The organism is Streptomyces rhizoryzae, assembly GCF_023155275.1.
GTDB lineage: Bacteria > Actinomycetota > Actinomycetes > Streptomycetales > Streptomycetaceae > Streptomyces > Streptomyces rhizoryzae.
The window spans coordinates 353,475-375,360 of sequence record NZ_JALMUV010000001.1; the positions used below are offsets into that span (position 1 = coordinate 353,475).

Below are 21,886 nucleotides of genomic sequence, written 5' to 3' on the forward strand. Positions count from 1 at the left end.
AAACAGGCAATCCCGCTCGGCGAACATGTTCGTTACGATCGGGTGATGACTGTAGGAAAAGAGCCGATCAGCCGCCGGAACCGTCCGGCGAAGCCCGCCCTGTCACGGCGCTGGATCGTGGACACCGCCGTGCGGATCATGCGGGCGGAGGGCCTGGGGAAGGTCACGATGCGTCGCCTGGCGCAGGAGCTGGACACCGGCCCGGCATCGCTGTACGTCTACGTCGCCAACACCGCCGAGTTGCACGCGGCCGTTCTGGATTCCCTGCTCGGCGAGGTCGACCTGACCGGGCGGGACGGCGGTGGGGACTGGCGCGAGCAGCTCCGTGCCGTGATGACGTCGTACACCCAGGTGCTGTTCGAGCACCCGCAGCTCGCGCGGGCCGCACTCGTCGCCCGCCCGAGCGGCGAGAACTACCTGCGTCTGGTGGAGCGCGTCCTCGATCTCCTCTCACAAAGCGGCGCCGGCCGCGAACAGGTCGCCTGGGGGGTGGACAAACTGCTCCAGGATGCGACAGCCACTGCCGCCGAGCACTCCACCCGTGAGCACGACCCCGCCTCCGAGGGCGACTGGAACGCCACCGTGCGTGCCCTGCACGCCGTGGACCCCGCCACGCATCCGGCGATCGCCGCACACATGCCCGCGCTGATCGGCGGCTCGGTGCCGGACAGGGTCCGCTGGAGTTTCGACGTCCTCGTCAACGGCATCACGCACACACCTGTCCCGGGCGCAGGGGGCTGAGCCCGGTGCGGGGGCCCGTCTGACCGCGGAGGCCACCAGGAGACACGGAAGTCCTCCGCGCCGCCTGCCGCCACCCCGGACCGAACTTGTTCGTAGCGAACGCGTTCGTTACGGTGGCGGCAGCGGCCGGGGCACCCCTTGCCGCCCCGCCGTCCATGCCTGCCCGGCAAGGAGCCTTGCGGCGTCGGCGGCGATGACTCGGCGCACCGAGGTATTCCCCTACTGCTTCCGGAGGCCCCCTTGAGCACCAGCCATTTCCCGATAGTGATCATCGGCGCAGGGCTGGGCGGCCTGACCGCCGCCCGCGTCCTGCACGTCAACGGCATCGAGTCGGCGGTCTTCGAGTGGGAGGCGTCGGCGGCGGCCCGTACGCAGGGCGGGATGCTCGACATCCACGAAACCAACGGGCAGAAGGCCCTGCACGCCGCCGGCCTCCACGACGACTTCCTCAAGATCGTCCACGAGGGTGGTCAGGCCATGCGCCTGCTCGGCCCCGACGGCACGGTGCACGTGGCCGAGGAGGACGACGGCACCGGCGGCCGGCCGGAGGTGGACCGCGGCGACCTGCGTGACCTGCTGCTGGGCTCCCTGCCCGACGGCACGATCCACTGGGGCCGTAAGGTCACCGGGGCCCGGGCGCTGGGCGGCGGGCGTCATGAGGTGACGTTCGCCGACGGCTCGGCCCTCACCACGGATCTCCTGATCGGCGCGGACGGCGCCTGGTCCCGGATCAGGCCGCTGGTCTCCAGCGCCTGGCCCGCCTACACCGGTATCTCCTTCGTCGAGACCGACCTGTTCGACGCCGACACCCGCCACCCGCGCAGCGCCGCGGTCATCGGCGGCGGGTTCTTCCTCGCCCTGGGGCACGAGCGCGGTGTCCTCGCGCACCGGGAGAGCGACGGCAGTCTCCACGTCTACACCGCGCTCAAGGCCGACGAAGGCTGGCTGGACACGGTCGACTTCACCGACCAGGTCGCCGCCAAGGCCGCGGTCCTGGCCCACTTCGAGGGCTGGGACGAGAGCCTTCGCGCCCTGGTCGCCGACGCGGACACGATCACCCCACGCCGTATCCACGCCCTGCCCGTCGGGCACCGCTGGGACCCCGTACCGGGCGTGACGCTGCTCGGTGACGCCGCCCACGTGATGTCCCCCTTCGCCGGGGAGGGCGCCAACCTCGCCATGGTCGACGGCGCCGAACTCGCCCTGGCCATCGCCTCCCACCCCGGCGACACCGCCGCCGCCCTGGCCGCGTACGAGGAGGCCCTCTTCCCGCGCAGCGAGGAGTCCGCCGCCGAGTCCGCCGCCAACCTGGAGGCGATGTTCGGCGAGCGGGGCCTGGAGCAGATGGTCGCCTTCTCCACGTCCGGCCCGGCAGCCCAGTGAGGCCCGCCCCGACGGCCACCGCTCCCCCAGCCACCGCTCCCCCAGCCACCGGACCTCTCAGCCACCGATCCCCCGCATCCAGGAGCACCTCATGACCGCACCCCTCAAGCGCACCGTCCCGGTACGGCCCGGCCTCGACCTCGACCTGCGCGAGGCCGGCACCAGCGGCAGCCCGGTCCTCGTCCTGCACGGCGGCCCCGGCCCCTCCAGCATCACGCCCCTGATCGACCACCTGGCACCGGATCACAGGGTGGTCGCGCCCACCCATCCGGGCTGGGAGGACACCGTACGGCCCGACGTCCTGGACTGCGTGCCCGCACTCGCCGCTGCCTACCTGGACCTGCTCGGCCACCTCGGGCTGAACGACGTGACGGTGATCGGCACGTCCTTCGGCGGCTGGGTCGCCACCCAGACCGTCCTGGACGACCGCGAGGGCCGGATCTCCAAGCTCGTCCTCATGGACGCCATCGGCCCCGTCATACCCGGCCAGCAGGTCACCGTGCCCGCCGGGCCACCGGCTCCGGCGGCCGGAGGACCGGCGCCGCAGGGCGGACCGTCCGCGCAGTCGATGGCCGCCATGCACGCCTACGCCGGGCCGACCATGGCAGACGCCGACATGCTCCCCCGCCTTTCCACCGTCACCTGCCCGGTACTGGTGATCTGGGGCGCCGACGACACAGTCGTCACCCCCGACTTCGGGCGCGCCTACGCCGCGGCGTTCCCCCACGCGCGATTCGAACTCATCCCCGATGCAGGACACCTGCCCTTCCGCGAGAAGCCCGAGACGGTCTTCGCCCCTCTCGACTCCTTCCTCACCCCCCGAGCCCCGGCCACCAGCCACTGAACCCCCTGCGCCCCTCTGACCCCCGCCCGCGGGCCGACACCGGCACCGCCCCTCGGCAAGCGGGCCCCATGGGGCTCATCACGCGCGGTCGCACACCGACCGCCCCCCGAGGGGCGGGGAACCGGCCATCCCTTCCACCTACCGGAGGCACGATGACGAAGATCGCGATCGTCCTCGGCAGCACCCGCACCGGACGTGCCGGCGAACGCGGTGTTCGCTTGGACACAGGAGGAGGCTCCCTGGCTCAGGCACCGCGCAGCGGTGCCTGTTGCCCAACGGCTGGTCAGGCACTGAGGAGTTCTGTGGAGGTGGTGGCGGCTTGCAGGGCGTCGGGGTCGGGGACGATGCCGATTCCCGGGCCGGTGGGAACAGTCAGGTGTTGAGGCAGTCGACGACATTGCGGCCGAGGCGGTCCACAGCCGTTCGATCACGTCCGGGTCCGTACCGCGCAAGACTTCTCCGTTTCGCGCACGAAGGGTACGGAGATTTGGCCGCGGTGGGGGCCTGCGGTTCTTCCTCCCGGGTAACGGACCTCGCGCCGGTGGAAAAGCAGGGTCGGCCCTCAAAGTTCACGGTGGGGTGATATGCCGTCATGAACTCGCCGAGCTGGGACAGCAGTTGCTGGCTCCGTTGATACCACGGGCTGTCACCGGACGGCCCAGGTTGGCAGACCACCGCGTCATCACCGGGCTGGTCCGCAAGACCCGGACCGGCACATCGCGGCTCGGCCCGGCGAAACCCTGCGGGCCCTGGCGGACGGCCTGTCCCCGCTCCGCTGCCGGCGGAGTGCGCACCCGGGCCTGCCACAGATACCGGCCTGGGCGGACATTGCCGGTGACATCGACTGGCTGGTCCGGATCGAGAGGCCGCCGCCTCCTACGAGGCAGCGGCACCCTCCTCCCACTCCTGGCCCGCGCAAGATCCGCGTGGAGACGGGCGCTATGTGGTCGGCACCGACCGTGGACCGCCATGACCCTTCCTCTGGGCGCTCGCGAGCGGCGCGGGAGCGGTCCGGCAGAGGCTGCTCGCACCGACGGCTGACGCGTGCGCTTCGGGGCGAGGGGTGATGGTGCGTCAGCGGGTGGTGCTGTCTGCCCAGCCCAGAGGGTAGGCATCGGGGCCGGTGCTGGGTGCTGCGGGTTCGTCCGCGGCTTGGGCGAAGGCGGTGAGGGCGTCGACCAGGGCCTGGCCCTGATCGGGGTCCATGCGGCTGACGATGGCGGCGATGTCCGCACGGCGGCGGGTGGTGACCTCGTCAACGATCCGGTGACCGTCCTCGGTGAGGTGGATCAGCGATTCGCGGCGGTTGGCGGGGTTGGGCTGCCGTTCGGTGAGGCCGGCGGCGGTGAGCCGGTCGATCATGCGCATGGCGGTGGAGGGATTGACCCCGAGGATCTCGGCGACCCCGGACAGGCGGGTGTCGCCGTGGGCGGAGAGGGCGACCAGCAGCCGGAACTGGGCGAGGGTCACCTTGTCCTCGGCCGCGGCCAGGGAACGGGCGGAGATGCCCACCAGCACGCGGGAGGCGGTCAGTACCGCACGGGTGACCGCGTCCGCGTCCGCCACGTCCGGTGATTTTCCCTCTCGCTCGATCATGTCTCTTTCTACCTCGCGCACGTACCCACTTGACAGCGTTTGCATAATGCAAAAAGAGCGAGGAGAGGAAAAATATGACCGGCATGGATGCGGTGCCCCCATCTGGTACGGCTGCGCAGCCCCCGGCTGTCGAGGCCAGGCCGCCGTCCCCAGCGACACGGCTGCGCGGAGCGCCGTGGGGCGTGCTGGTCCTCGCGATCGGTGTGGGCGCCGGCGCCGGCCTGGGATCGATCGCCTTCCGCTGGCTGATCAAGACCTTCACCCGGCTCCTGTCCGGCCACGCCGACTATGCGGCCGCCGGGGGCAGCGCGAATCCTCACGTGCCCTGGCTGGGCCCGGCCTTCGTCGTCATCGCCCCCGTCGTGGGCGGGCTGCTCTACGGACCGCTGGTCGACCGCTTCGCCAAGGAGGCCCGCGGCCACGGTGTGCCGGAGGTGATGCTGGCGGTCGCGCAGCGCGGCGGGCGGATCAACCCGCAGGTCTCCGTGGTCAAGGCGCTCGCCTCCGCGCTGTGCATCGGCTCCGGGGGGTCGGTCGGCCGGGAGGGGCCGATCGTGCAGATCGGCTCGGCGCTCGGATCGACTCTGGGGCGCGTGGTGAAGGTCTCCGAGGACCGGATGCGGCTGCTGGTCGCCTGCGGCGCGGCCGGGGGCATCGCCGCGACCTTCAACGCTCCGCTGGCCGGCGTCTTCTTCGCCATGGAACTGATCCTGGGCACCTTCAGCGCCGAGGCGTTCGGTGCCACGGTGCTGGCCAGCGTCACCGCCAGCGTCATCGGACGCGCGGCGTTCGGCAACACCGCCTTCCTCGTCCTCCCACCCTTCCACGTCGAACACCTCGCCCAGTACGGCCTGTTCGCCCTGCTCGGTGTGGTGGCGGGTGTGGTCGGTGTGGGCTTCACCCGCGTCCTGTACTGGATCGAGGACGCCTGCGACTGGGCCTGGCGGGGCCCGGAGTGGCTGCGGCCGGCCGCCGGCGGACTGCTGCTCGGGCTGATCCTGCTGGTCCTGCCGCAGATGTACGGCGTGGGCTATCCCGTGCTGGAGAAGGCCACCCAGGGCGGCTACGTCATCGCCTTCCTTCTGCTGCTCCTGGTCGGAAAGGTCGTGGCCACCAGCCTGACCATCGGCATCGGCGGATCCGGTGGGGTCTTCGCGCCCAGTCTGTTCATCGGCGCCATGCTGGGCGCCGCCTACGGAGCCGTAGCCGGGCACCTCATACCCGGCACCGCCGGCAACGCCGGTGCGTACGCGCTGGTCGGCATGGGCGCGGTCTTCGCCGGTGCCTCACGTGCCCCCATCACGGCCGTCGTCATCCTCTTCGAACTCACCGGCCAGTACACGATCATCCTGCCGCTGATGCTCGCGATCGTCCTGGCCACCGCGACCAGCCGCCTGCTGTCCCGCGACACCGTCTACACCCTCAAACTCCGCCGCCGCGGCATCGACCTGCACGCCTCCGCGCCCCACGCCGCCCTCGGGTCGCAGACCGTGGAGACGGTGATGGAAGCCGTACCGGTGCAGCTGCCGGCTGATGCCGACCTCGAAACGGCGGCGGACCTGCTGACCCGCTCCGACCACGGCGTGCTCCCCGTCCTCGACGACCGCGGCCGCTACGTCGGCATGCTCACCGCCCGCGCCGTCGCCGAAGCCCTCACCGATGCCTTCGACGCCCGGCCACCGCGTGCGAGCGCCCTCGCCCAGCCGGCTCCGGCCCTCACCGCGGACGCGCCGCTCAGCACCGCCCTGCACACGTTGGTCACCGCCTCCGGCAGCGGCCTGCCCGTCCTGGACCCCGGCAAGGAACACCTCGTCGGCTGGCTCACCCACCAAGGCGCCCTCCGCGCCCTGCACCCTGCCGCCCCGGCACCGGCGGCGGCCACGACGTGAGGCCGGTGGTGACCAGTGGACCGGCGGCTACCGCTGAGGCCGACCGGGCCGATGCGTCCGTTGTGCTGACCCGGGGCGCCCCTTGCGCGCCGGTGGCCGGGCCCGGGGCGCACCGCCGCGTACCGTCGCCGGGAACCACGTCGACCCGGTACGTGACGGCGCGGTGCCCCGCTTCTCTCCGGTGGACTGCCGGGCCTCGCCCCGGCCGGCCGCTCGAACGGGTCCTCCAGCGTCGCCCGCGCGTGCCCAGGTGCGACGGACAGCACGAATCGGAGCCCAGGCGTGCCCTCGCCTGGATCAACGAACGCCTCCGGTGGCGGGAAGGGCTGTGACCGCTGCACGGCGCACGGTCCGAGCCGCCAGCCGCCAGCCGTCAGCCGTCAGCCGTCAGCCGTCAGCCGTCAGCCGCCACCGTCCTCGCCCGTGCCGCGGGCCGTGGCGGCGGCGAGCAGGGGGGCGATCGCCAGCACGAGGGCGAGACCGACGAGCAGGCCGTACAGCGGCGCTCCCGGCCGGGAGATGCCGGAGGCGATCAAAAGTGCGGTGGCGGCGGCCGGCGGGTGAGGGGCGTCGCACACGTGCAGCAGAAGAAGGGTGAGGCCCACGGCAAGTGCCTGGGCCCAGATCTGCCGACCGGTGTCGTGGTGCTGTTCGACGATGGACGGGTGACTCCACAGACCGAAGGCGGCCAGGCACGCCAGGCCGACGGCCACGGCCAGGGCATGGCCGGTGACCGCACTGCGCAGCCGCGCGAGCACCGTCGCCGACGGGGTCAGCAGCAGGTACGCCGTGGGACCCAGCGTGGTGGTCAGGGCCACCCAGCCGATAAGGCGGCCGACCCCGCCCACACCGGCGAGCAGCACAACGGACAGCGCGAACAACCGCAGGCCGCCCGGCAGCCGGGCCCACGCGGCGGCCAAGGGCCCCGGACGGTCCCGCGGGGCGGTCATCCGCGGCCGTCGGCGGCGGCAGGGCGCGAGCCGGGGCGGTGTCCGGTCGTCATGGGCAGGTCTCCTGAAAGATCGGACGGCTGTACAGACAGCCATGGAACTCGATCCGACGGCGGGACAACGCGCTCCGTACCCCACCTGCGGGCGTGTCGGCGGGGTGCCCCATCCGTCCTTCCGCCCCGTGCGCCAGAGCCCCCGGAGGGGCTCTGACATCCTCGCTGTCTGCCCAGCTTTTCCGCGGATCCAGGTCCGGTTGGGCCCGGTTGGACGGCGTGACAGGCACGTCGGACCTGGGTCCCGGAGGGCTTCCTGGCGCCTGGCGGGACGCCGCGTGACCACGTGCCGCTGCGCCGCTCGCAACGCTTCAGCCCCGGCCGGTGCAGACCCCGGCTTCCCAGGCCCAGGCTGCGATCTCGACGCGGTTGCGGGCGGCGAGTTTACGCTGGATGTTGCCCAGGTGGGTCTTGACCGTGGCGGTGGTGACGTAGAGCTCGCCCGCTACCTCTTCGTTGGTGCGTCCGCGGGCGACCAGGCGGACGACGTCGAGCTCGCGCTGGGTGAGGGGTTCGGTGAGCCGGGTGATCGCGCGGCCGGCGGGGGGCCCGGGGCGGGAGGCGGAATGCTCCTGCAAGGGCGGTGCCATGTGCTGAAGGAGGCGGACGGTGACGGAGGGGGAAATGAGGGAGTTGCCGGCGGCCGCGGCGCGTACGGCTTCGGCGAGGAGGGCGGGGGCGCCGTCCTTGAGGAGGAAGCCGCAGGCGCCGTTGCGCAGCGCCTGGTAGACGTATTCGTCCAGGTCGAAGGTGGTGGCGATCAGGACGTTCAGCGGGTCGGGGACGTCCGGGCCGGCCAGGAGGCGGGTGGCTTCCAGGCCCTCGATGCCCGGCATGCGGATATCGAGAAGGCAGACGTCCGGGCGGAGTCGGCGGGCCGCCTCGACGGCGTCCGTGCCGTTGGCGGCCTCGGCGACAACCTCCATGTCCGGCTGGGCGCTGAGGATCATGCGGAAGGCCGACCGGATCATGTCTTGGTCGTCGGCGATGAGGACCCGGATCTTCATGACGTCATGGTCGCAGAGGTGGTGGGGGCAGTCGGCCGAGTGGTCATGTGCGGTTCGCCGGGGGTGACGACGGGAGGGGGATGTCCGCGATGACCTCCCAGCCGGGGCAACCGGTTCGGGGGCCCGCGGCGAAGTGACCGCCGAGGGCTTCGACGCGTTCGGCGAGGCCGACGAGGCCGTAGCCGCCGTGCTGGCCGGCGGACAGATGAGCGGACACCTCTGTCCGGGTGCGGTTGAGCGTACGGCTTGCCGCGCGGCCGTCGTCGATCACCGTGACGTCCAGCCGGCCGGTGTCGCCGGCCCGGAGCCGGATGGCCACGGTGACGTGCGCGGCGGTGTCGGCGTGCTTGCGGATGTTGGTGAGCGATTCCTGCACCAGACGGTGCACGGTGGTGCTGATCTCGGGCGGGAAGGACCGTTCGGTGAGCCGGGGGTCGAGGGTGAGCCGGACGGGCCGGCCTGCGGCCGAGAAGGTCTCGACGAGGCCGCGCACCTGTGTCAGATCGCCGCCGGGGCGGGTGGCGGCCGGGCCTTCCGGGTCGCGCAGCACGGAGACCATGCTGCGCATGGAATCCATCGCCTGTGAACCGGCTTCCTCGATCCCGGCGAACATCCCGTCCAGGTCGGCCGGGGCCGGTGCCTGGCCGGCCGAGGTGACATAGCGGGCCGCTTTGGCCTGCGTGACGATCGCGGTGACGTGGTGGGCGACGAAGTCGTGCAGCTCCCGGGCGTGCTCCAGGCGCTCGGCCTGGCGGGCGGCCTGCTCGGCGGCCTTCCGCTCGCGGTCGCGCAGGGTGTCGACGAGTCGCAGATACAGGCCCAGCACGATCATCAGCACCCCGCTGAAGAGGAGCACCGGCGGACCGTAGATCTTCAGCCGCTCGTAGGCGCTTTCCGGCAGCCGTAGGAACAGCAGGGCGGCGGCCACGCTCGTCGGGGGCACGAGGACGATGATCCGGAGCAGCGACTGGAGCCGCACGGTACGGGCGATCAGGAGCAGGAGTGCGCACCATTCCGTCACACCCGGGGTGTTCTCGGGCCGCTGGGTCATCTGCATCTCGGCCACCGACAGCGCGAGGGATGCGGCCACGGCGCAGCCGGCGACGAGAGGAAAGCGTGCGGGCGGTACGAACAGAGCGCCCACGCACAGTCCACCGGAGATGACGACGGCCACCGCCGTGGGGAGGTAGCCGGTGTTGAGCCCTTCGGCGACGAGCAGGGCGAGGACGAGGGCACCCGCCAGTACGAGCAGGACCTGATGTGTGCGGGAGCGGTCCCGGAAGGCGTGGGTCATGTCACCTCACGTTACGGCGGTGTCCGCAGGGACACCTCGGCTCTTCGGCTGAGACGGACGGGCCGGGCGGTTCGGTATTCCGGTTGATCCGCGGCGGCCCTGCTCCACCGGATGATCGATGTGCGGGACGCGGGGCCAGTGCCGGCGTTCCTCAACCCCCTTCCCCTTCCCCTTGCTGAACTGGAGTTTTCACCATGTCACAGCCCCCTGGAGCGCACCGCCCCGTACCGGCGCCGCAGTCCCTGACAACGCAGGCGGTCGCCCGGCGCAGCACTCCCGTGGCGGCCTCGGCCACGGATCTGACCAAGGTCTACGGCCAGGGGGAGACCCGGGTGACCGCGCTGGACTCCGTATCCGTGGAGTTCGGCCGCGGCCGGTTCACCGCGATCATGGGCCCGTCGGGCTCGGGCAAGTCCACGCTGATGCACTGCATGGCGGGCCTGGACACCATCTCCTCCGGTACGGCCCGGATCGGCGATGTCGAGCTGTCGTCCCTGCGGGACAAGCAGCTCACCCGGCTGCGCCGCGACAAGGTCGGCTTCATCTTCCAGGCGTTCAATCTGTTGCCCACGCTGACCGCCGCCGAGAACATCACGCTGCCGATGGACATCGCCGGCCGCAAGCCGGACCGGGAATGGCTGAACCGGGTCATCGACACGGTGGGCCTGTCGCAGCGGCTGTCGCACCGGCCCTCCCAGCTCTCCGGTGGTCAGCAGCAGCGGGTGGCCGTCGCCCGCGCGCTGGCCTCCCGACCCGAGATCATCTTCGCGGACGAACCCACCGGCAACCTCGACTCCCAGTCCGGTGCCGAGGTCCTGGGCTTTCTGCGCTCGTCCGTGCTGGAGCTGGGCCAGACCGTGGTCATGGTCACCCACGACCCCGTCGCCGCCTCCTACGCGAACGACGTGATCTTCCTGGCCGACGGCCGGATCGTCGACTCCCTCCACCAGCCGACCGCTGACGCCGTGCTCGACCGGATGCGGGACCTCTCGGCGGCTCCTGACCGGCGGGCGGACCTCGCTCCCGACGGGTGCTCCAGCTGACCTGCGGTCCGTCCGTGTCCGGCCGCCCCCTCCTCTTCCTCCAGGACTGATTGCCCATGTTCCGTACCGCCCTGCGCAATGTGCTCGCGCACAAGGCCAGGCTGCTGATGACCGTTCTCGCCGTGACACTCGGCGTGGCCTTCGTCGCCGGCACCCTGGTCTTCACCTCGACCGTCTCCGCCGCGTACCAGAACAGCTCGCACAAGAGCTTTGACGAGGTGGACGTCGCCATCCGGGGCGGTGATCCCCGCACCCGGACGCGTACCACCCCCAAGCTCACCCGGGAACTCATGGACCGGGTGGCGAGGGTGCCGGGCGTGCAGTCGGTGACCGGGGTGGTCTCCGGCTTCACCGCCGTGGCCGGCAAGAACGGCGATCTGGTGGGGCAGGGATGGACCACCCAGGGCGCCAACTACGTCGCGACCGGCGGAGCCCGGGACGCCCGCTATCCGCTCAAGGACGGGCGCGCCCCGCACGGGCCGGGCGAGGTGGTGCTCGACGCGAAGACGGCCGAGCGAGCGGGGTACCGCGTCGGTGAATCCGTCCGTCTGTCGGTCGACGGGCCGGTCCGCACGCCGCGACTGGTCGGGATCTTCACCACCGACAGCGGTGAGGTCGCCGCGGGCGGCACCCTCGCCCTGTTCGACACGCCTACCGCGCAGCAACTGTTCGGCATGCCCGGGGAGTTCAGCGAGATCGACGTCAAGGCCGCCCCGGGCACGTCCCAGACCGCTCTCGCGGCGGCTGTCGGGAAGGTGCTCCCCAAGGAGCTGCGCACGACCACGGGAAGGAGCCTCGCCGACTCGCAGGCCGTCATGGCCGAGAGCCGGACGACCAGCCTCCAGACCACGCTGCTGACCTTCGCCGGCATCGCGCTGTTCGTCGCCATCTTCCTGATCGCCAATACCTTCACCATGCTCGTCGCCCAGCGCACCAAGGAGCTGGCCCTGCTGCGCGCGGTGGGCGCCACCCGCCGTCAGGTGACCCGTTCCGTCCTCATCGAGGCGTTCCTCGTCGGCCTGGCGGCCGCGGTCGCGGGGCTCGTCGGCGGCATCGGTATCGGCGCCGCGATGCGCCCGCTGACCTCGTCCTTCGGCAACGGTGGACAGACACTGCCCGAGGGCCCTCTGGCCATCACCCCGGCCGCGGTCATCACCTCACTCGTCGTCGGGATCGGCATCACGATGCTGGCCGCCTGGCTGCCGGGCCGCCGCGCCGCGAAGATCCCGCCGGTGGCCGCGATGAGCAGCGTGCACGCGGTGGCCACTCCCCGCTCGCTGGTCGTGCGCAACGCCTTCGGTGCCCTGATCACGGCAGCCGGCGGCATCGGCGTCCTGGGGGCGTCCGGATCGACGCTGGACGACGGACAGATGCCCATGGCGCTGAGCGGTGCGGTCCTGATGACCGGGGTGCTCGTCCTGACGCCGCTGCTGTCCCGCCCTTTCATCGCCGCCGCTGCGCCGCTCCTGCGCGCCTTCGGGGTCTGCGGCAAGCTCGCCCGCGAGAACGCGCTGCGCAACCCGCGCCGTACCGCGGCCACGGCTTCTGCCCTCACCATCGGCCTCACCCTGATCACCGCACTGACGGTCGTCGGGGTCAGCAGCGAACGGAGCATCGACCAGAAGGCCACCGCCGCCCTCTCCGCCGACTACGTGGTGCGGATGGCCACCTACGATCCGCTCTCCGGGACTGTCGAGAAGCGCCTGGGGAAGGTCGACGGGGTCAGCGCCGTCAGCCCGCTGCGCGCGGCCCCGGCCCGCATCGCCGGCCGAGACACCTTCGTGAGCGGCATCGACGCCTCCACCATCAGGAGCCTGCTCCGGCCCCAGTTCACCACGGGCTCCCTCGCCGGATTCGGCGGCCGCGGCATCATCGTCGCCAAGGACACCGCCCAGGAGCGCGGATGGCACACCGGCACCACCGTGCCGGTCACCTACCCGGACGGCACACAGGGCGAGCTGACCGTCTCCGGTATCTTCCAGCGCAACGACCTGCTCAGGGGCATCGTTCTCGACACCCGTACCCTCGACCCGCACGTGCAGACCGCGACGGCCGAGCAGGTTCTGGTCAAGACGGAGGGCGGCCCCAGCGACACCGTCAAACGGAACATCGCCAAGGCGCTCGGCGACAGCCCGGCCGTACTCGTCCAGAGCAAGCAGGACGTCTCCGACTCCATCGCCCGCAGCATGACGATGATGCTCAACATCCTCTACGGGCTGCTCGCCATGGCCGTGCTCGTGGCCGTCCTCGGTGTCATCAACACCCTGGCCATGTCCGTTGCCGAACGGGCACCGGAGATCGGCATGCTGCGTGCCATCGGCCTGGACCGGGACGGCGCCAAACGCATGGTGCGCCTGGAGTCGCTGGCCATCTCCCTCTTCGGCGGAGTCCTCGGCATCGGACTCGGCGTCTTCCTCGGCTGGGCCGGCACCCGGCTGCTCGCCTCCGACATGCCCGGCTTCGAACTCGTCGTGCCCTGGGGGCGGCTGGCCCTCTTCCTGACGCTGTCAGCCATGGTGGGAATGCTCGCCGCGCTCTGGCCCGCCCGGCGCGCCGCCCGCCTCAACCTGCTCAACGCCATCAAAGCGGAGTAGACCCCGGTGACCGCACGGCGCACCACGGCGGACGCTCCGAAGCGGACGGCCCAGCGCCTTGAGGCGCTGCCCGCCTCCTGTGTGCCGCCCGTGCTGCGGAACGGCCCCCGCTGTGGCGTCGAGCTGCTCCAGACGCTCAACGCCCTGGGGGCCGGGCCCGCAAGCACGGCACATTCTCCCCCTGGTCACCCCGGGCTGAGCCGGAACGGGCCGGTGCACGCCCCGCACGTCGGGTGCCTGCCTGAAGGAGAGTTCAGCGCCGTGAACGTCGGTGTGACTGCGCAACGTGTCGACGGCGCTGTCCGCCTCAGTGTGCGGCGCGTCCTCTCCATCAGCAGCACGAGCGTACGGACACGCCCTGGTTGCCGACACCGTGCAGCTGGAAGAGGGCTTCTCCCGCGATGTCCGCGGCCCGGGCCCTTGCCCGCTCTTCCCTCCAGCTCCCGGCGCAAGGGATCGCAGGCGAGTTCCGCCAGCAGCGCAGCTGCCTCGCGGAGCTCTGCTGCCTTGCGTACCTGGGCCGCTTCCTCGGACAGTCGGTCGACCTGGCGCCACTGCGCCCGCGACGACTCCGCAGCCCTGTCGCGGGCCGCGGCCGTCTCGGCCGCGGCCCATGCGTCCCGGAGCATCACCTACCCACGCCCACCACGTGACACAGAGCAGGGTTGCGTCACGGAAGGGTCGGAGCCCGTGGCGCGGATGTCTTCGGCATCAGGGAGGATGTCCGTGCCGACAGCTAAGGCTGTGCACTGTGTGGCGAGTTCGAGGAGTCGTTCATAGCAGCAGAGGGCTGCGGCAATGCCGCGGAAGGCCGGGTAGTTGCGGTGGCATGCGTATCGGTGTTGAGCCCGCGGCAGGCGATCAGCCAGGACATCGTGTGATCGATGGCCCATCCGCGGCGTCTCAGGCGGTCATTGGATTCGGCGCCCTTGCGGGCCATGCGCACGCCGATGTGCTTGCCCCTCAACCATTTCCGCGGGCGAGGGACGCCGTGAGCGTCATGCCGGCGTCGGGATCCCCGTACCCGGCGATCCCGACGCCGGCCTCGATCCGCAGGTCCGTCGCGCGGGCCTGCGGCCGGGTCACTTCTCCAGGAAGGCGAGGAGCGCGGCGTTGACTTCCTCCGCATGGGTCCACAGCAGTCCGTGGGGGGCGCCCTCGATCTCCACGTAGTCGGCGGACGGCAGCGCCTTGCGGAAGGGCCGCGCGGTTCCCTCGACGGGGAGGATCCGGTCGCCCGTGCCGTGCAGGATCAGGGCCGGGACGTCGATGGCCGGGATGTCGGCCCGGAAGTCGGTGTACCAGGTCGACGGTGCGGCGGCCGCGGCGAAGAAGCCCCCGCCCGCCGCGACATTCCAGCTGTTGCGCACGGCCTCCTCGCTGATCCTGGTGCCGAGGTTCTCGTCGAGGTTGTAGAAGTCCTTGTAGAAGTCCGTGTAGTACGCGTAGCGGTCCGCCTTGACGGCCGCGACGACGCCGTCGAAGAACTCCTTGGGGGCGACCCCGTCGGGGTTGTCGTCCGTCTTGAGCAGGAAGGGCTCCAGCGAGGCCAGGAAGGCGACCTTGGCGACACGGGCGGAGCCGTAGGCGGACACATAGCGGGCCACCTCGCCGGTGCCCATCGAGAAGCCCACCAGGACCGCGTCCCGCAGGTCGAGGTTCTCCATGACCGTGTTCAGGTCCGCCGCGAAGGTGTCGTAGTCGTAGCCGGTCGTCGGCTGGCTCGACCGCCCGAAGCCTCGGCGGTCATAGGTGATCACGCGGTAGCCCGCCTCCAGCAGCACGGCGCTCTGCCGCTCCCAGGAGTGGCCGTCGAGCGGGAAGCCGTGGATGAGGACGACCGGCTGCCCGGTGCCGTGGTCCTCGTAGTAGAGATCGATGGTGGTGGAGTTTTCCTGACCCACGGTGATGTACGGCAAGGTCCCGTTCCTTCGTTCGGAGGACTGGCGCGCGCAGATCCACACCCTGCCTCGATGAGGAGGGTGCTGCACGGACGGCATCGACTGCCGACGTCCGGCATGCGCGGCACGGTACGCCCGCACACTAGGGCGAACGCTCCGCCCCCTGTTGACCTTGAGTGCACGGCTCATTGCCTGGAAGCGCCGGGACGGAAAACGCGTCCGACACGCTACAGCGCAAGGCTCCCCGAAGGCGTTCGTCACCGGCCCCTTGAGGGCATTTCCGTTCCCGGGGTCCCTCGCCGGTGACACCTCCCCGGTACCGACGTTCACGCCGCTGCTCGGCGCCGAACTCGTCCTCGCCGACCCTCCAGTGGCCGGAGACCGCACGGGCACGGTGACGCCGGCCTCCCGGACCACCGCCCCGGATGAGGAAGTACCGGTTCGGTTCGGTGCTTCTCGTCGGCGCTCCCTCGTCGGCGCGGCAGGAGCGGCCGTCACCCAGTTCGGCGGTTCGGCCGACACGGCGTCGCACCGGCCGGAACCGTGTGAGGTCCGCGTCCACGGTCCCTTGGCAGAATCTTCACATCGGCGAAGGACTATGCTGCCCAACGGTGCGGTCACTCGTCGGCATGTACCGGAGCCCGGCTCCGGCAGGTGAGTGGGGGCCGGAAGGGGCGTAAGTGGTGGGGTCAGGCGGATTGCTGACCCGTAGCGGTCTGCGGGGCCGAGAGGCCGAACTCGAAGAGCTTCACGCACTGATCGCCTCGGTGGCCCGCACCGGAAGCGGCGGGTTGGCCCTGATCCAGGGGGAGCCGGGCATCGGCAAGACCACGCTGCTCGCCGAGGCCGCCACCACGGCCAGGGCAGCGGGATTCTCCGTCGGCCTCGGCAAGGCGGACGAGCTGCATCGCATCGTGCCCCTCTCGTCGTTGGCGGCCTGTGTCCTGCACGGCGACCAGCCGCTGCTGTCCGGCGACGCCTTCGCCGATCTCGCAGGGAATCAGGATCAGCGGATCTGGCTGGTGGAGCGCCTCGCGGAGGCGATCGAAGCCAGAGCCTGCGGTGTGCCGGTGCTGATCGCCCTGGACGACGTGCAGTGGGCCGACCCGCTGAGCCGGTTCGCCCTGAAGCAACTCCCGGGCCGCCTGAGGACCTCGCCGGTCCTGTGGCTGCTCGCCGGGCGACCGGACCCCGCCGGGCCGGCGGAAGAGATCGTCGCGGCCGCGGCCGACGGACTTCCGACGGTCACCGTGCCCTTGGGGCCGCTGTCCGGCGCGGCCATCCGCCAGCTGGCCGGCGACACCTTGGGGGCGGCCGTTGACGAACGGGTACGGCACCTGCTCGACGGGGCCGGAGGGAACCCGTTTCTCGCGGTCGAGATGCTCGCCGGACTGGACAGCACCGAGGTCTCGGGGGATCTCGTTCCCTCGACGCTCGTGGTGGGGGTGCGCAGCAGACTCACCTCCCTGCGGCCCAGCACCCTGCGCTTTCTTCAGATGGGAGCCGTGCTGGGACGCAGGTTCGGCTTCTCCGACGCCGCCGCGCTGTACGGCCAACCGCCCGCCAAGTTGATCCCGGAACTTGAGGAGGCGATGCGCTCCGGGCTTCTGGACGACGACGGCGCCCAGCTGGTCTTCCGACATGATTTGCTGCGCCAGGCTGTCTACGTCGACGTCCCGCCGTCGGCACGGAAGGCGCTGCATCGGGAGGCCGCCGGCCACCTCATGGCCGCGGGCCACCAGCCGATCGACGCGGTGCCGCACATTCTCAGGGGCGCTCTGCCCGGAGACGAGGAGGCCGTGGCACTCCTGCGGCGAGCCGCTGAGGAGGTGCTGCCGGTCACGCCGGGGCTCGCGGCCGACCTGATGACGCGTGCGCTGGAACTGGTGCCGCCCGCACGGCCACTGAAGTTCGAGGTGGGTGCGCAGGCGATCCTCTGCCTGACTCGCGCCGGCAGGAACCGAGAGGCGCTGTCGACCGGTGACCGGCTGCTGGCCTGCCGGCCGTCGCTGGAGGTGTTCAGCCAGCTACAGGCGGCCCTCGGCGGGACGCTGTGGAACCTGGATCTCGCCGATGAGCTGCGCCGCCGGACCGAATCGGCCCTCGCCGTCGGGGGCGCCGTTCCGGAGACCGCGGCGAGGCTGGCCGCCCTGCGGGCGCTGGCGATGTCCCGGGGGCCTGATCTTGCCGCGGCCCGTGAGGCCGGCGAGATGGCGCTGCGGGCCGCCACCGCGATCGGCGACCGGGAGGCGCATGTCCTGGCCCTGTCCGGGCTCGGCGAGATCGCGCAGAACGCGGGGGAGAACGCCGTCGCACTGGAGCGCTTTGCCGCGCTCAGGACCCTCGACTCCGTGTTCCTTCCCGAAGAGATCGTCGCGCACCTGCATGTGGACGACTTCGCATCCGGCGGACGACTGCTCCTGCAAGCGGCGGAGAGTGCCGGGGCGGTGCGTCAGGCGATGCTGCTGTGGGCCCAGGCCCAGCATGATCTGGGGCTCGGCCGGCTCGACGACGCCGACGCCGGCTTCGTGACCATGGAGCGCCTGGAAGACGACGTACAGGTACCCGTCCAGCAGGTGAACGCCCGCGTGATCCGCTCCCGGATCGCCTTGCTACGGGGTGACCGGGAAGCGGCCCAGGAACACCTTGCCGCGGCGCAGGAAAGACTGGCGGTCAAACCGAACCCGGGCAACACGGCCGCGGTGCGCTTCCTGGAAGCCGTCCACGCCGAGGCCGCCGGGGACACCGGGCTTGCCGTCGACAAGATCCGACAGGTGCAGCAGGAAGGTCCCTTCCTGCGCTGGCGGCTGTTGCGCGACTGGGTCGACGCCGCGATACGCATGGCCCTGCGCGGCGCGGATCGCGAACTCGCCGAGGACCTGGCCGCGCAGGCGGAGGCCCACGCCGCACGCAACCCCGCCGTGCCGACCGCCACGGGTATCGCGGCCCAGGCCCTCGGTCTCGCCAAGAACGATCTCGCCCTCCTCGAACACTCCGCAGCGCTGCTCAAGGCAAGCCCGCGCCCGCTGGTCCGCGCCGCCGCGTACGCCGATCTCGGACAGGCACTCCTCGCAGCGGGTCGGAAACCTCAAGCAGTGGCCGCCCTGACCCAGGCCCAGGCCGTGTTCGCCGAGTCAGGCGCCCACGCCGCAGCGGCCCGACTGCGGTCCGGCCTGGCCGGTGCAGGGGCCGGCAGCGGCAGGGCAGTGACCAAGCAGCGCCCCGTCCAGGGGTGGGGCGCCCTCACAGCCTCGGAGAAGAAGGTCGCGCGCCTGATCGCCGAGGGCCATACCAACCGGTCGGCCGCCGACCTGCTCGTCGTCTCCCCGCACACGGTCAACACGCACTTGACCTCCGTCTTCCGCAAGCTGGCGGTGAACTCCCGGGTCCAGCTCGCCAACGTGGTCATGGCCATGCCCGACACCGGGCAGACCCGTGGATGATTGGTACGTTCACGCGATGCCCCTCCGCGCCTGAACCACTTGGCTGGGACAGCGAACTCAACCGGAGGGCACCGCCATGCCACCTGCTCCCCCACCGCCGACCATCGTGCTCGTGCACGGGGCGTTCACCGATGCCTCATCCTGGGCGAAGGTCATCGGCCTCCTGCACGCTGCCGGTTCGGCCGTGCGCGCCCCGGCGAACCCGCTGCGCGGCCTGACACAGGACGCCGCCCACCTCAGGAGCGTGCTCCGCGGCATCGATGCCCCTGTCGTGCTGGTCGGCCACGGCTACGGCGGCGCGGTCATCACGCACGCCGCCACCGACGCCGACAACGTCGTGGCGTTGTGCTACGTCGCGGCGTTCGGCCTCGACGCCGGCGAGTGCGTCCTGGACATCCTGAGCCGGTTTCCCCCCGTGCCGGGGGCCGACGCGGCCTTCACCGCCGGCCTTCCGGCGCCGCTGCCGGACGGCCCGGACACCGAGCTCTACGTCAGTGAGGAACAGTTCCCCCAGGTGTACGCCGCCGACCTTCCGCCCCATGTGGGGAAGGTGATGTCCGTGACCCAACGCCCGATCACCCACACCGCGCTGACCAGCAGATCGGGCCCGCCGGCCTGGGCCTCCAAGCCGTCCTGGTACGCCATCGCGACCGCCGACCGGATGCTCAACCCCACCGCTCAGCGCTTCATGGCACAACGCATGGCGGCCACCGAATACCTGCTGGACGGCTCGCACGGCCTGGTGCTGTCGCAGCCCGACGCCGTGGTGGCGATGATTCGGGAAGCCGCCGGACAGGGCACCGGCCGCAGCGCCGGCGACGCGCTGAGACATCCCTTCTGAGCAGTAAAAGAGGTGATCACCGGTCTTCGCGCAGCGCCGTATACCATGCGCTGGAAAGAAAGATGCCGCTATGGGGGCATCGTGATGGCATCCCCGGAATCCGGATCCGCCGATCCCGGCGGCAGGCGTCCCTCGGCAAAGGCACCAGCATGATTTCACCGGCCAGACCGCCGGCGCGGCGGATTGCCGCCCTCTTGTCCGGAACCATCGCCCTGGCACTGGCCGTCACGGGGTGCGGTGGCGGGACCGGCACCGGTTCCGATACCGGCAAGGTCACGTCCATCACGGCACTCGACTACTACTCCGACGAAGCCGAACACAGCCAATGGGGCGAGATACTCAGCGCCTGCGGCAGGTCCGCCGGCGTGAAGGTCGAGCAGACGAGCGTTCCGCCGGCGTCGCTCATGCCCAAGATCCTGCAGCAGGCGTCGTCGCGGACCCTCCCCGACCTGTTGATGGTGGACAATCCCGACCTGCAACAGATCGCGCAGACCGGCGCGCTGACCCCGCTGGACCCCTACGGCATCGACTCCAGCGGCTTCGCCAAGGGCATCCTGTCGGCGGGCACCTACAAGGGAAAGGTGTACGGTCTCGCGCCCGACGTCAGCACGGTCGCCCTCTTCTACAACAAGGACATGCTCGCCAAGGCCGGTGTCGCCGTGCCGAGGACCTGGGACGAACTGAAGGCCGCGGCGGCCGAGCTGACCCGCCCCGGGCGCTACGGCATGGCGGTCGACGCGAACGCCACGTTCGAGGGCAGTTGGCAGTTCCTGCCCTTCCTGTGGTCCAACGGCGGGGACGAGAAACGGCTCGACACCCCGCAGGCCGCGCAGGCGCTCCAGCTGTGGGTCGACCTGGTGAAGAGCGGATCCATGTCGAAGTCGGTGCTGAACTGGACGCAGGCCGACGTCCACGACCAGTTCGCCGCCGGGAAGACAGCCATGATGATCAACGGACCGTGGCGGATCCCGGCGCTGAACAAGGACAAGAACCTGCACTGGGGAGTGGCCCCCATCCCCGTTCCCCGGGCCGCGCAGACCCCGATCACGCCGCTCGGCGGTGAGGTGTGGACGGTCCCGCGGAGCGCTTCCAAGGCCCGGCAGGAGAAGGCCGCCCAGGTCCTCGCCTGTCTGAACCACTCCTCCAGCATGCTCACCCTGGCCAAGCAGCACTTCACCGTGCCCTCCCGCTCCGCCCTGGCGTCGCGGTACGCCGAGCAGGTCCCGTCGATGGCTGCCTTCGTCAAGAGCGTGGAAGCGGCGCGGTCCCGTACCAGCCAGCTCGGCGTCAAGTGGCCCAAGGCGGCGACCGGGATATACACCGCGATCCAGTCGGCGCTGGCGGGCGAGCAGACACCGGAGGAAGCCCTCAGGCATGCCCAGCGGATCGCGACCGGCGACTGACCCGGCCCGGGCGCGTTTCCGGGCGCGCCTGGCCCGGTGGATGTACCTCGTGCCCGCCGCGGCCTACCTGCTGATGTTCTTCGGCTACCCGATCGTCAAGAACATCATGATGAGCTTCCAGCAGTACACGACCACGACGTTCTACACAGGTGCCGCGCCGTTCGTCGGACTGCGGAACTACGCGGAGATCCTTGCCTCGGACCTGTTCTCCAAGGCCCTGCTGACCACGGCCCTGTTCACCGCCGGCTCGATCGTCGGGCAGTTCGTGCTCGGCCTGGCCTTCGCCCTGTTCTTCCAGCGCCGTTTCCCGCTCGGCGGCTTTCTGCGCTCGCTCCTGTTGCTGCCGTGGCTGCTGCCGCTGGTGGCCTCCGGAACGACGTGGAGGTGGATGCTCGACCCCGACACCGGAGTCGTCAACACGGCACTGCGCGGCCTGCATCTCTCGTCGTCCGGCATCCCCTGGCTCACCGGTACCTCGCAGGCGCTGGTGTCGGTGATCCTCATCAACATCTGGGTCGGCATCCCCTTCAACACCGCGATCCTGTACGCCGGTCTCCAGGACATCCCCACGCACCTGTACGAGGCGGCGAAGCTGGACGGCGCCGGCCCGCTGGCGTCGTTCCGCCATGTGACCTGGCCGCTGCTGCGGCCCGTGGTGGGTGTCGTGCTGGTGCTGGGCGTGGTCTACACGGTCAAGGTGCTGGACCTCGTCCTCGTGGTGACGGGCGGTGGACCGGCGGGCGCCACGGAGACCCTCGCCACCCGGTCCTACGAACTGTCCTTCCAGCAGTTCGAGTTCGGACGCGGTGCCGCGATGAGCAACGTGCTCATCGTCCTTTCTCTCGCCTTCGCCCTCGTTTACCTGCGCGCCAACCGTCGCGCCCGGAACGGCTGAGAGGTGACC

The 21,886-nt window shown here is 71.0% G+C and carries 16 protein-coding genes; 10 read left to right on the forward strand and 6 right to left on the reverse strand.

The annotated features are described in order from the left end of the window. Positions 1-45: 45 nt before the first annotated feature. The 3 genes from MUU72_RS01640 (at position 46) to MUU72_RS01650 (ending at position 2,968) form a co-directional block, all read left to right on the forward strand. Positions 46-741, forward strand: coding sequence for a TetR/AcrR family transcriptional regulator (locus MUU72_RS01640; RefSeq protein ID WP_248011243.1), 696 nt, complete (start codon positions 46-48; stop codon positions 739-741). Between the two features lie 240 nt (positions 742-981). Next, entirely contained in the window at positions 982-2,124 is a 1,143-nt protein-coding gene (locus MUU72_RS01645; protein ID WP_248011244.1) for an FAD-dependent oxidoreductase, read from the forward strand. Between the two features lie 91 nt (positions 2,125-2,215). Then, complete coding sequence (locus MUU72_RS01650) at positions 2,216-2,968, forward strand: alpha/beta fold hydrolase (protein WP_248011245.1); 753 nt, start codon at positions 2,216-2,218, stop codon at positions 2,966-2,968. A gap of 1,074 nt (positions 2,969-4,042) precedes the next feature. Here the strand turns inward: MUU72_RS01650 and MUU72_RS01655 are convergent. Then, positions 4,043-4,564: a MarR family winged helix-turn-helix transcriptional regulator gene (locus tag MUU72_RS01655; protein ID WP_248011246.1), complete on the reverse strand. Its 522-nt coding sequence runs from the start codon at positions 4,562-4,564 to the stop codon at positions 4,043-4,045. Positions 4,565-4,749: 185 nt separating this feature from the next. Here MUU72_RS01655 and MUU72_RS01660 point away from each other — a divergent pair, with 185 nt between their 5' ends. Beyond that, complete coding sequence (locus tag MUU72_RS01660) at positions 4,750-6,453, forward strand: chloride channel protein (protein WP_248011291.1); 1,704 nt, start codon at positions 4,750-4,752, stop codon at positions 6,451-6,453. 401 nt (positions 6,454-6,854) lie between these two features. Here MUU72_RS01660 and MUU72_RS01665 read toward each other — a convergent pair whose 3' ends face one another. From MUU72_RS01665 to MUU72_RS01675, 3 genes are all read right to left on the reverse strand, one after another. Then, positions 6,855-7,373 (reverse strand): HPP family protein, encoded by a 519-nt coding sequence (locus tag MUU72_RS01665; RefSeq protein WP_248011247.1) that lies wholly within the window; start codon positions 7,371-7,373, stop codon positions 6,855-6,857. A gap of 394 nt (positions 7,374-7,767) precedes the next feature. Further along, the gene (locus MUU72_RS01670; protein WP_248011248.1) at positions 7,768-8,463 is read right to left on the reverse strand and encodes a response regulator; all 696 of its coding nucleotides are present in this window, start codon (positions 8,461-8,463) and stop codon (positions 7,768-7,770) included. 43 nt (positions 8,464-8,506) lie between these two features. Further along, the gene (locus MUU72_RS01675) at positions 8,507-9,757 is read right to left on the reverse strand and encodes a sensor histidine kinase (RefSeq protein ID WP_248011249.1); all 1,251 of its coding nucleotides are present in this window, start codon (positions 9,755-9,757) and stop codon (positions 8,507-8,509) included. 194 nt (positions 9,758-9,951) lie between these two features. Between MUU72_RS01675 and MUU72_RS01680 the strand changes: the two genes are divergently transcribed. Beyond that, complete coding sequence (locus tag MUU72_RS01680) at positions 9,952-10,800, forward strand: ABC transporter ATP-binding protein (RefSeq protein WP_248011250.1); 849 nt, start codon at positions 9,952-9,954, stop codon at positions 10,798-10,800. A gap of 56 nt (positions 10,801-10,856) precedes the next feature. Next, positions 10,857-13,394: an ABC transporter permease gene (locus MUU72_RS01685; protein WP_248011251.1), complete on the forward strand. Its 2,538-nt coding sequence runs from the start codon at positions 10,857-10,859 to the stop codon at positions 13,392-13,394. Between the two features lie 963 nt (positions 13,395-14,357). Here the strand turns inward: MUU72_RS01685 and MUU72_RS35135 are convergent. Both MUU72_RS35135 and MUU72_RS01695 read right to left on the reverse strand, forming a co-directional pair. After that, complete coding sequence (locus tag MUU72_RS35135) at positions 14,358-14,480, reverse strand: hypothetical protein (protein ID WP_282503534.1); 123 nt, start codon at positions 14,478-14,480, stop codon at positions 14,358-14,360. Continuing rightward, on the reverse strand, positions 14,477-15,313 hold the full coding sequence (locus tag MUU72_RS01695) for an alpha/beta fold hydrolase (RefSeq protein WP_248011252.1): 837 nt from the start codon (positions 15,311-15,313) through the stop codon (positions 14,477-14,479). Before MUU72_RS01695 ends, MUU72_RS35135 begins: the two co-directional genes overlap by 4 nt. A 662-nt stretch (positions 15,314-15,975) precedes the next feature. On the opposite strand from MUU72_RS01695, the gene MUU72_RS01700 reads away from it, so the two are divergent. From MUU72_RS01700 to MUU72_RS01715, 4 genes are all read left to right on the forward strand, one after another. Further along, a complete protein-coding gene (locus MUU72_RS01700; RefSeq protein WP_248011253.1) occupies positions 15,976-18,738 on the forward strand; it encodes an ATP-binding protein in 2,763 nt (920 codons plus the stop codon). Between the two features lie 76 nt (positions 18,739-18,814). Next, a complete protein-coding gene (locus tag MUU72_RS01705; RefSeq protein WP_248011254.1) occupies positions 18,815-19,579 on the forward strand; it encodes an alpha/beta hydrolase in 765 nt (254 codons plus the stop codon). A gap of 194 nt (positions 19,580-19,773) precedes the next feature. Next, the gene (locus tag MUU72_RS01710; RefSeq protein WP_248011255.1) at positions 19,774-20,982 is read left to right on the forward strand and encodes an ABC transporter substrate-binding protein; all 1,209 of its coding nucleotides are present in this window, start codon (positions 19,774-19,776) and stop codon (positions 20,980-20,982) included. After that, positions 20,954-21,877: a carbohydrate ABC transporter permease gene (locus tag MUU72_RS01715; protein WP_372502927.1), complete on the forward strand. Its 924-nt coding sequence runs from the start codon at positions 20,954-20,956 to the stop codon at positions 21,875-21,877. Before MUU72_RS01710 ends, MUU72_RS01715 begins: the two co-directional genes overlap by 29 nt. Positions 21,878-21,886: the final 9 nt, after the last annotated feature.

What these genes read in the sequence shown, in the direction of transcription:
- MUU72_RS01640 (WP_248011243.1), top strand. Translation starts at nt 46, where the DNA reads ATGACTGTAGGAAAAGAGCCGATCAGCCGCCGGAACCGTCCGGCGAAG.
- MUU72_RS01650 (WP_248011245.1), top strand. Translation starts at nt 2,216, where the DNA reads ATGACCGCACCCCTCAAGCGCACCGTCCCGGTACGGCCCGGCCTCGAC.
- MUU72_RS01655 (WP_248011246.1), bottom strand. Translation starts at nt 4,564, where the DNA reads ATGATCGAGCGAGAGGGAAAATCACCGGACGTGGCGGACGCGGACGCG.
- MUU72_RS01670 (WP_248011248.1), bottom strand. Translation starts at nt 8,463, where the DNA reads ATGAAGATCCGGGTCCTCATCGCCGACGACCAAGACATGATCCGGTCG.
- MUU72_RS01675 (WP_248011249.1), bottom strand. Translation starts at nt 9,757, where the DNA reads ATGACCCACGCCTTCCGGGACCGCTCCCGCACACATCAGGTCCTGCTC.
- MUU72_RS01680 (WP_248011250.1), top strand. Translation starts at nt 9,952, where the DNA reads ATGTCACAGCCCCCTGGAGCGCACCGCCCCGTACCGGCGCCGCAGTCC.
- MUU72_RS01685 (WP_248011251.1), top strand. Translation starts at nt 10,857, where the DNA reads ATGTTCCGTACCGCCCTGCGCAATGTGCTCGCGCACAAGGCCAGGCTG.
- MUU72_RS01705 (WP_248011254.1), top strand. Translation starts at nt 18,815, where the DNA reads ATGCCACCTGCTCCCCCACCGCCGACCATCGTGCTCGTGCACGGGGCG.
- MUU72_RS01715 (WP_372502927.1), top strand. Translation starts at nt 20,954, where the DNA reads ATGCCCAGCGGATCGCGACCGGCGACTGACCCGGCCCGGGCGCGTTTC.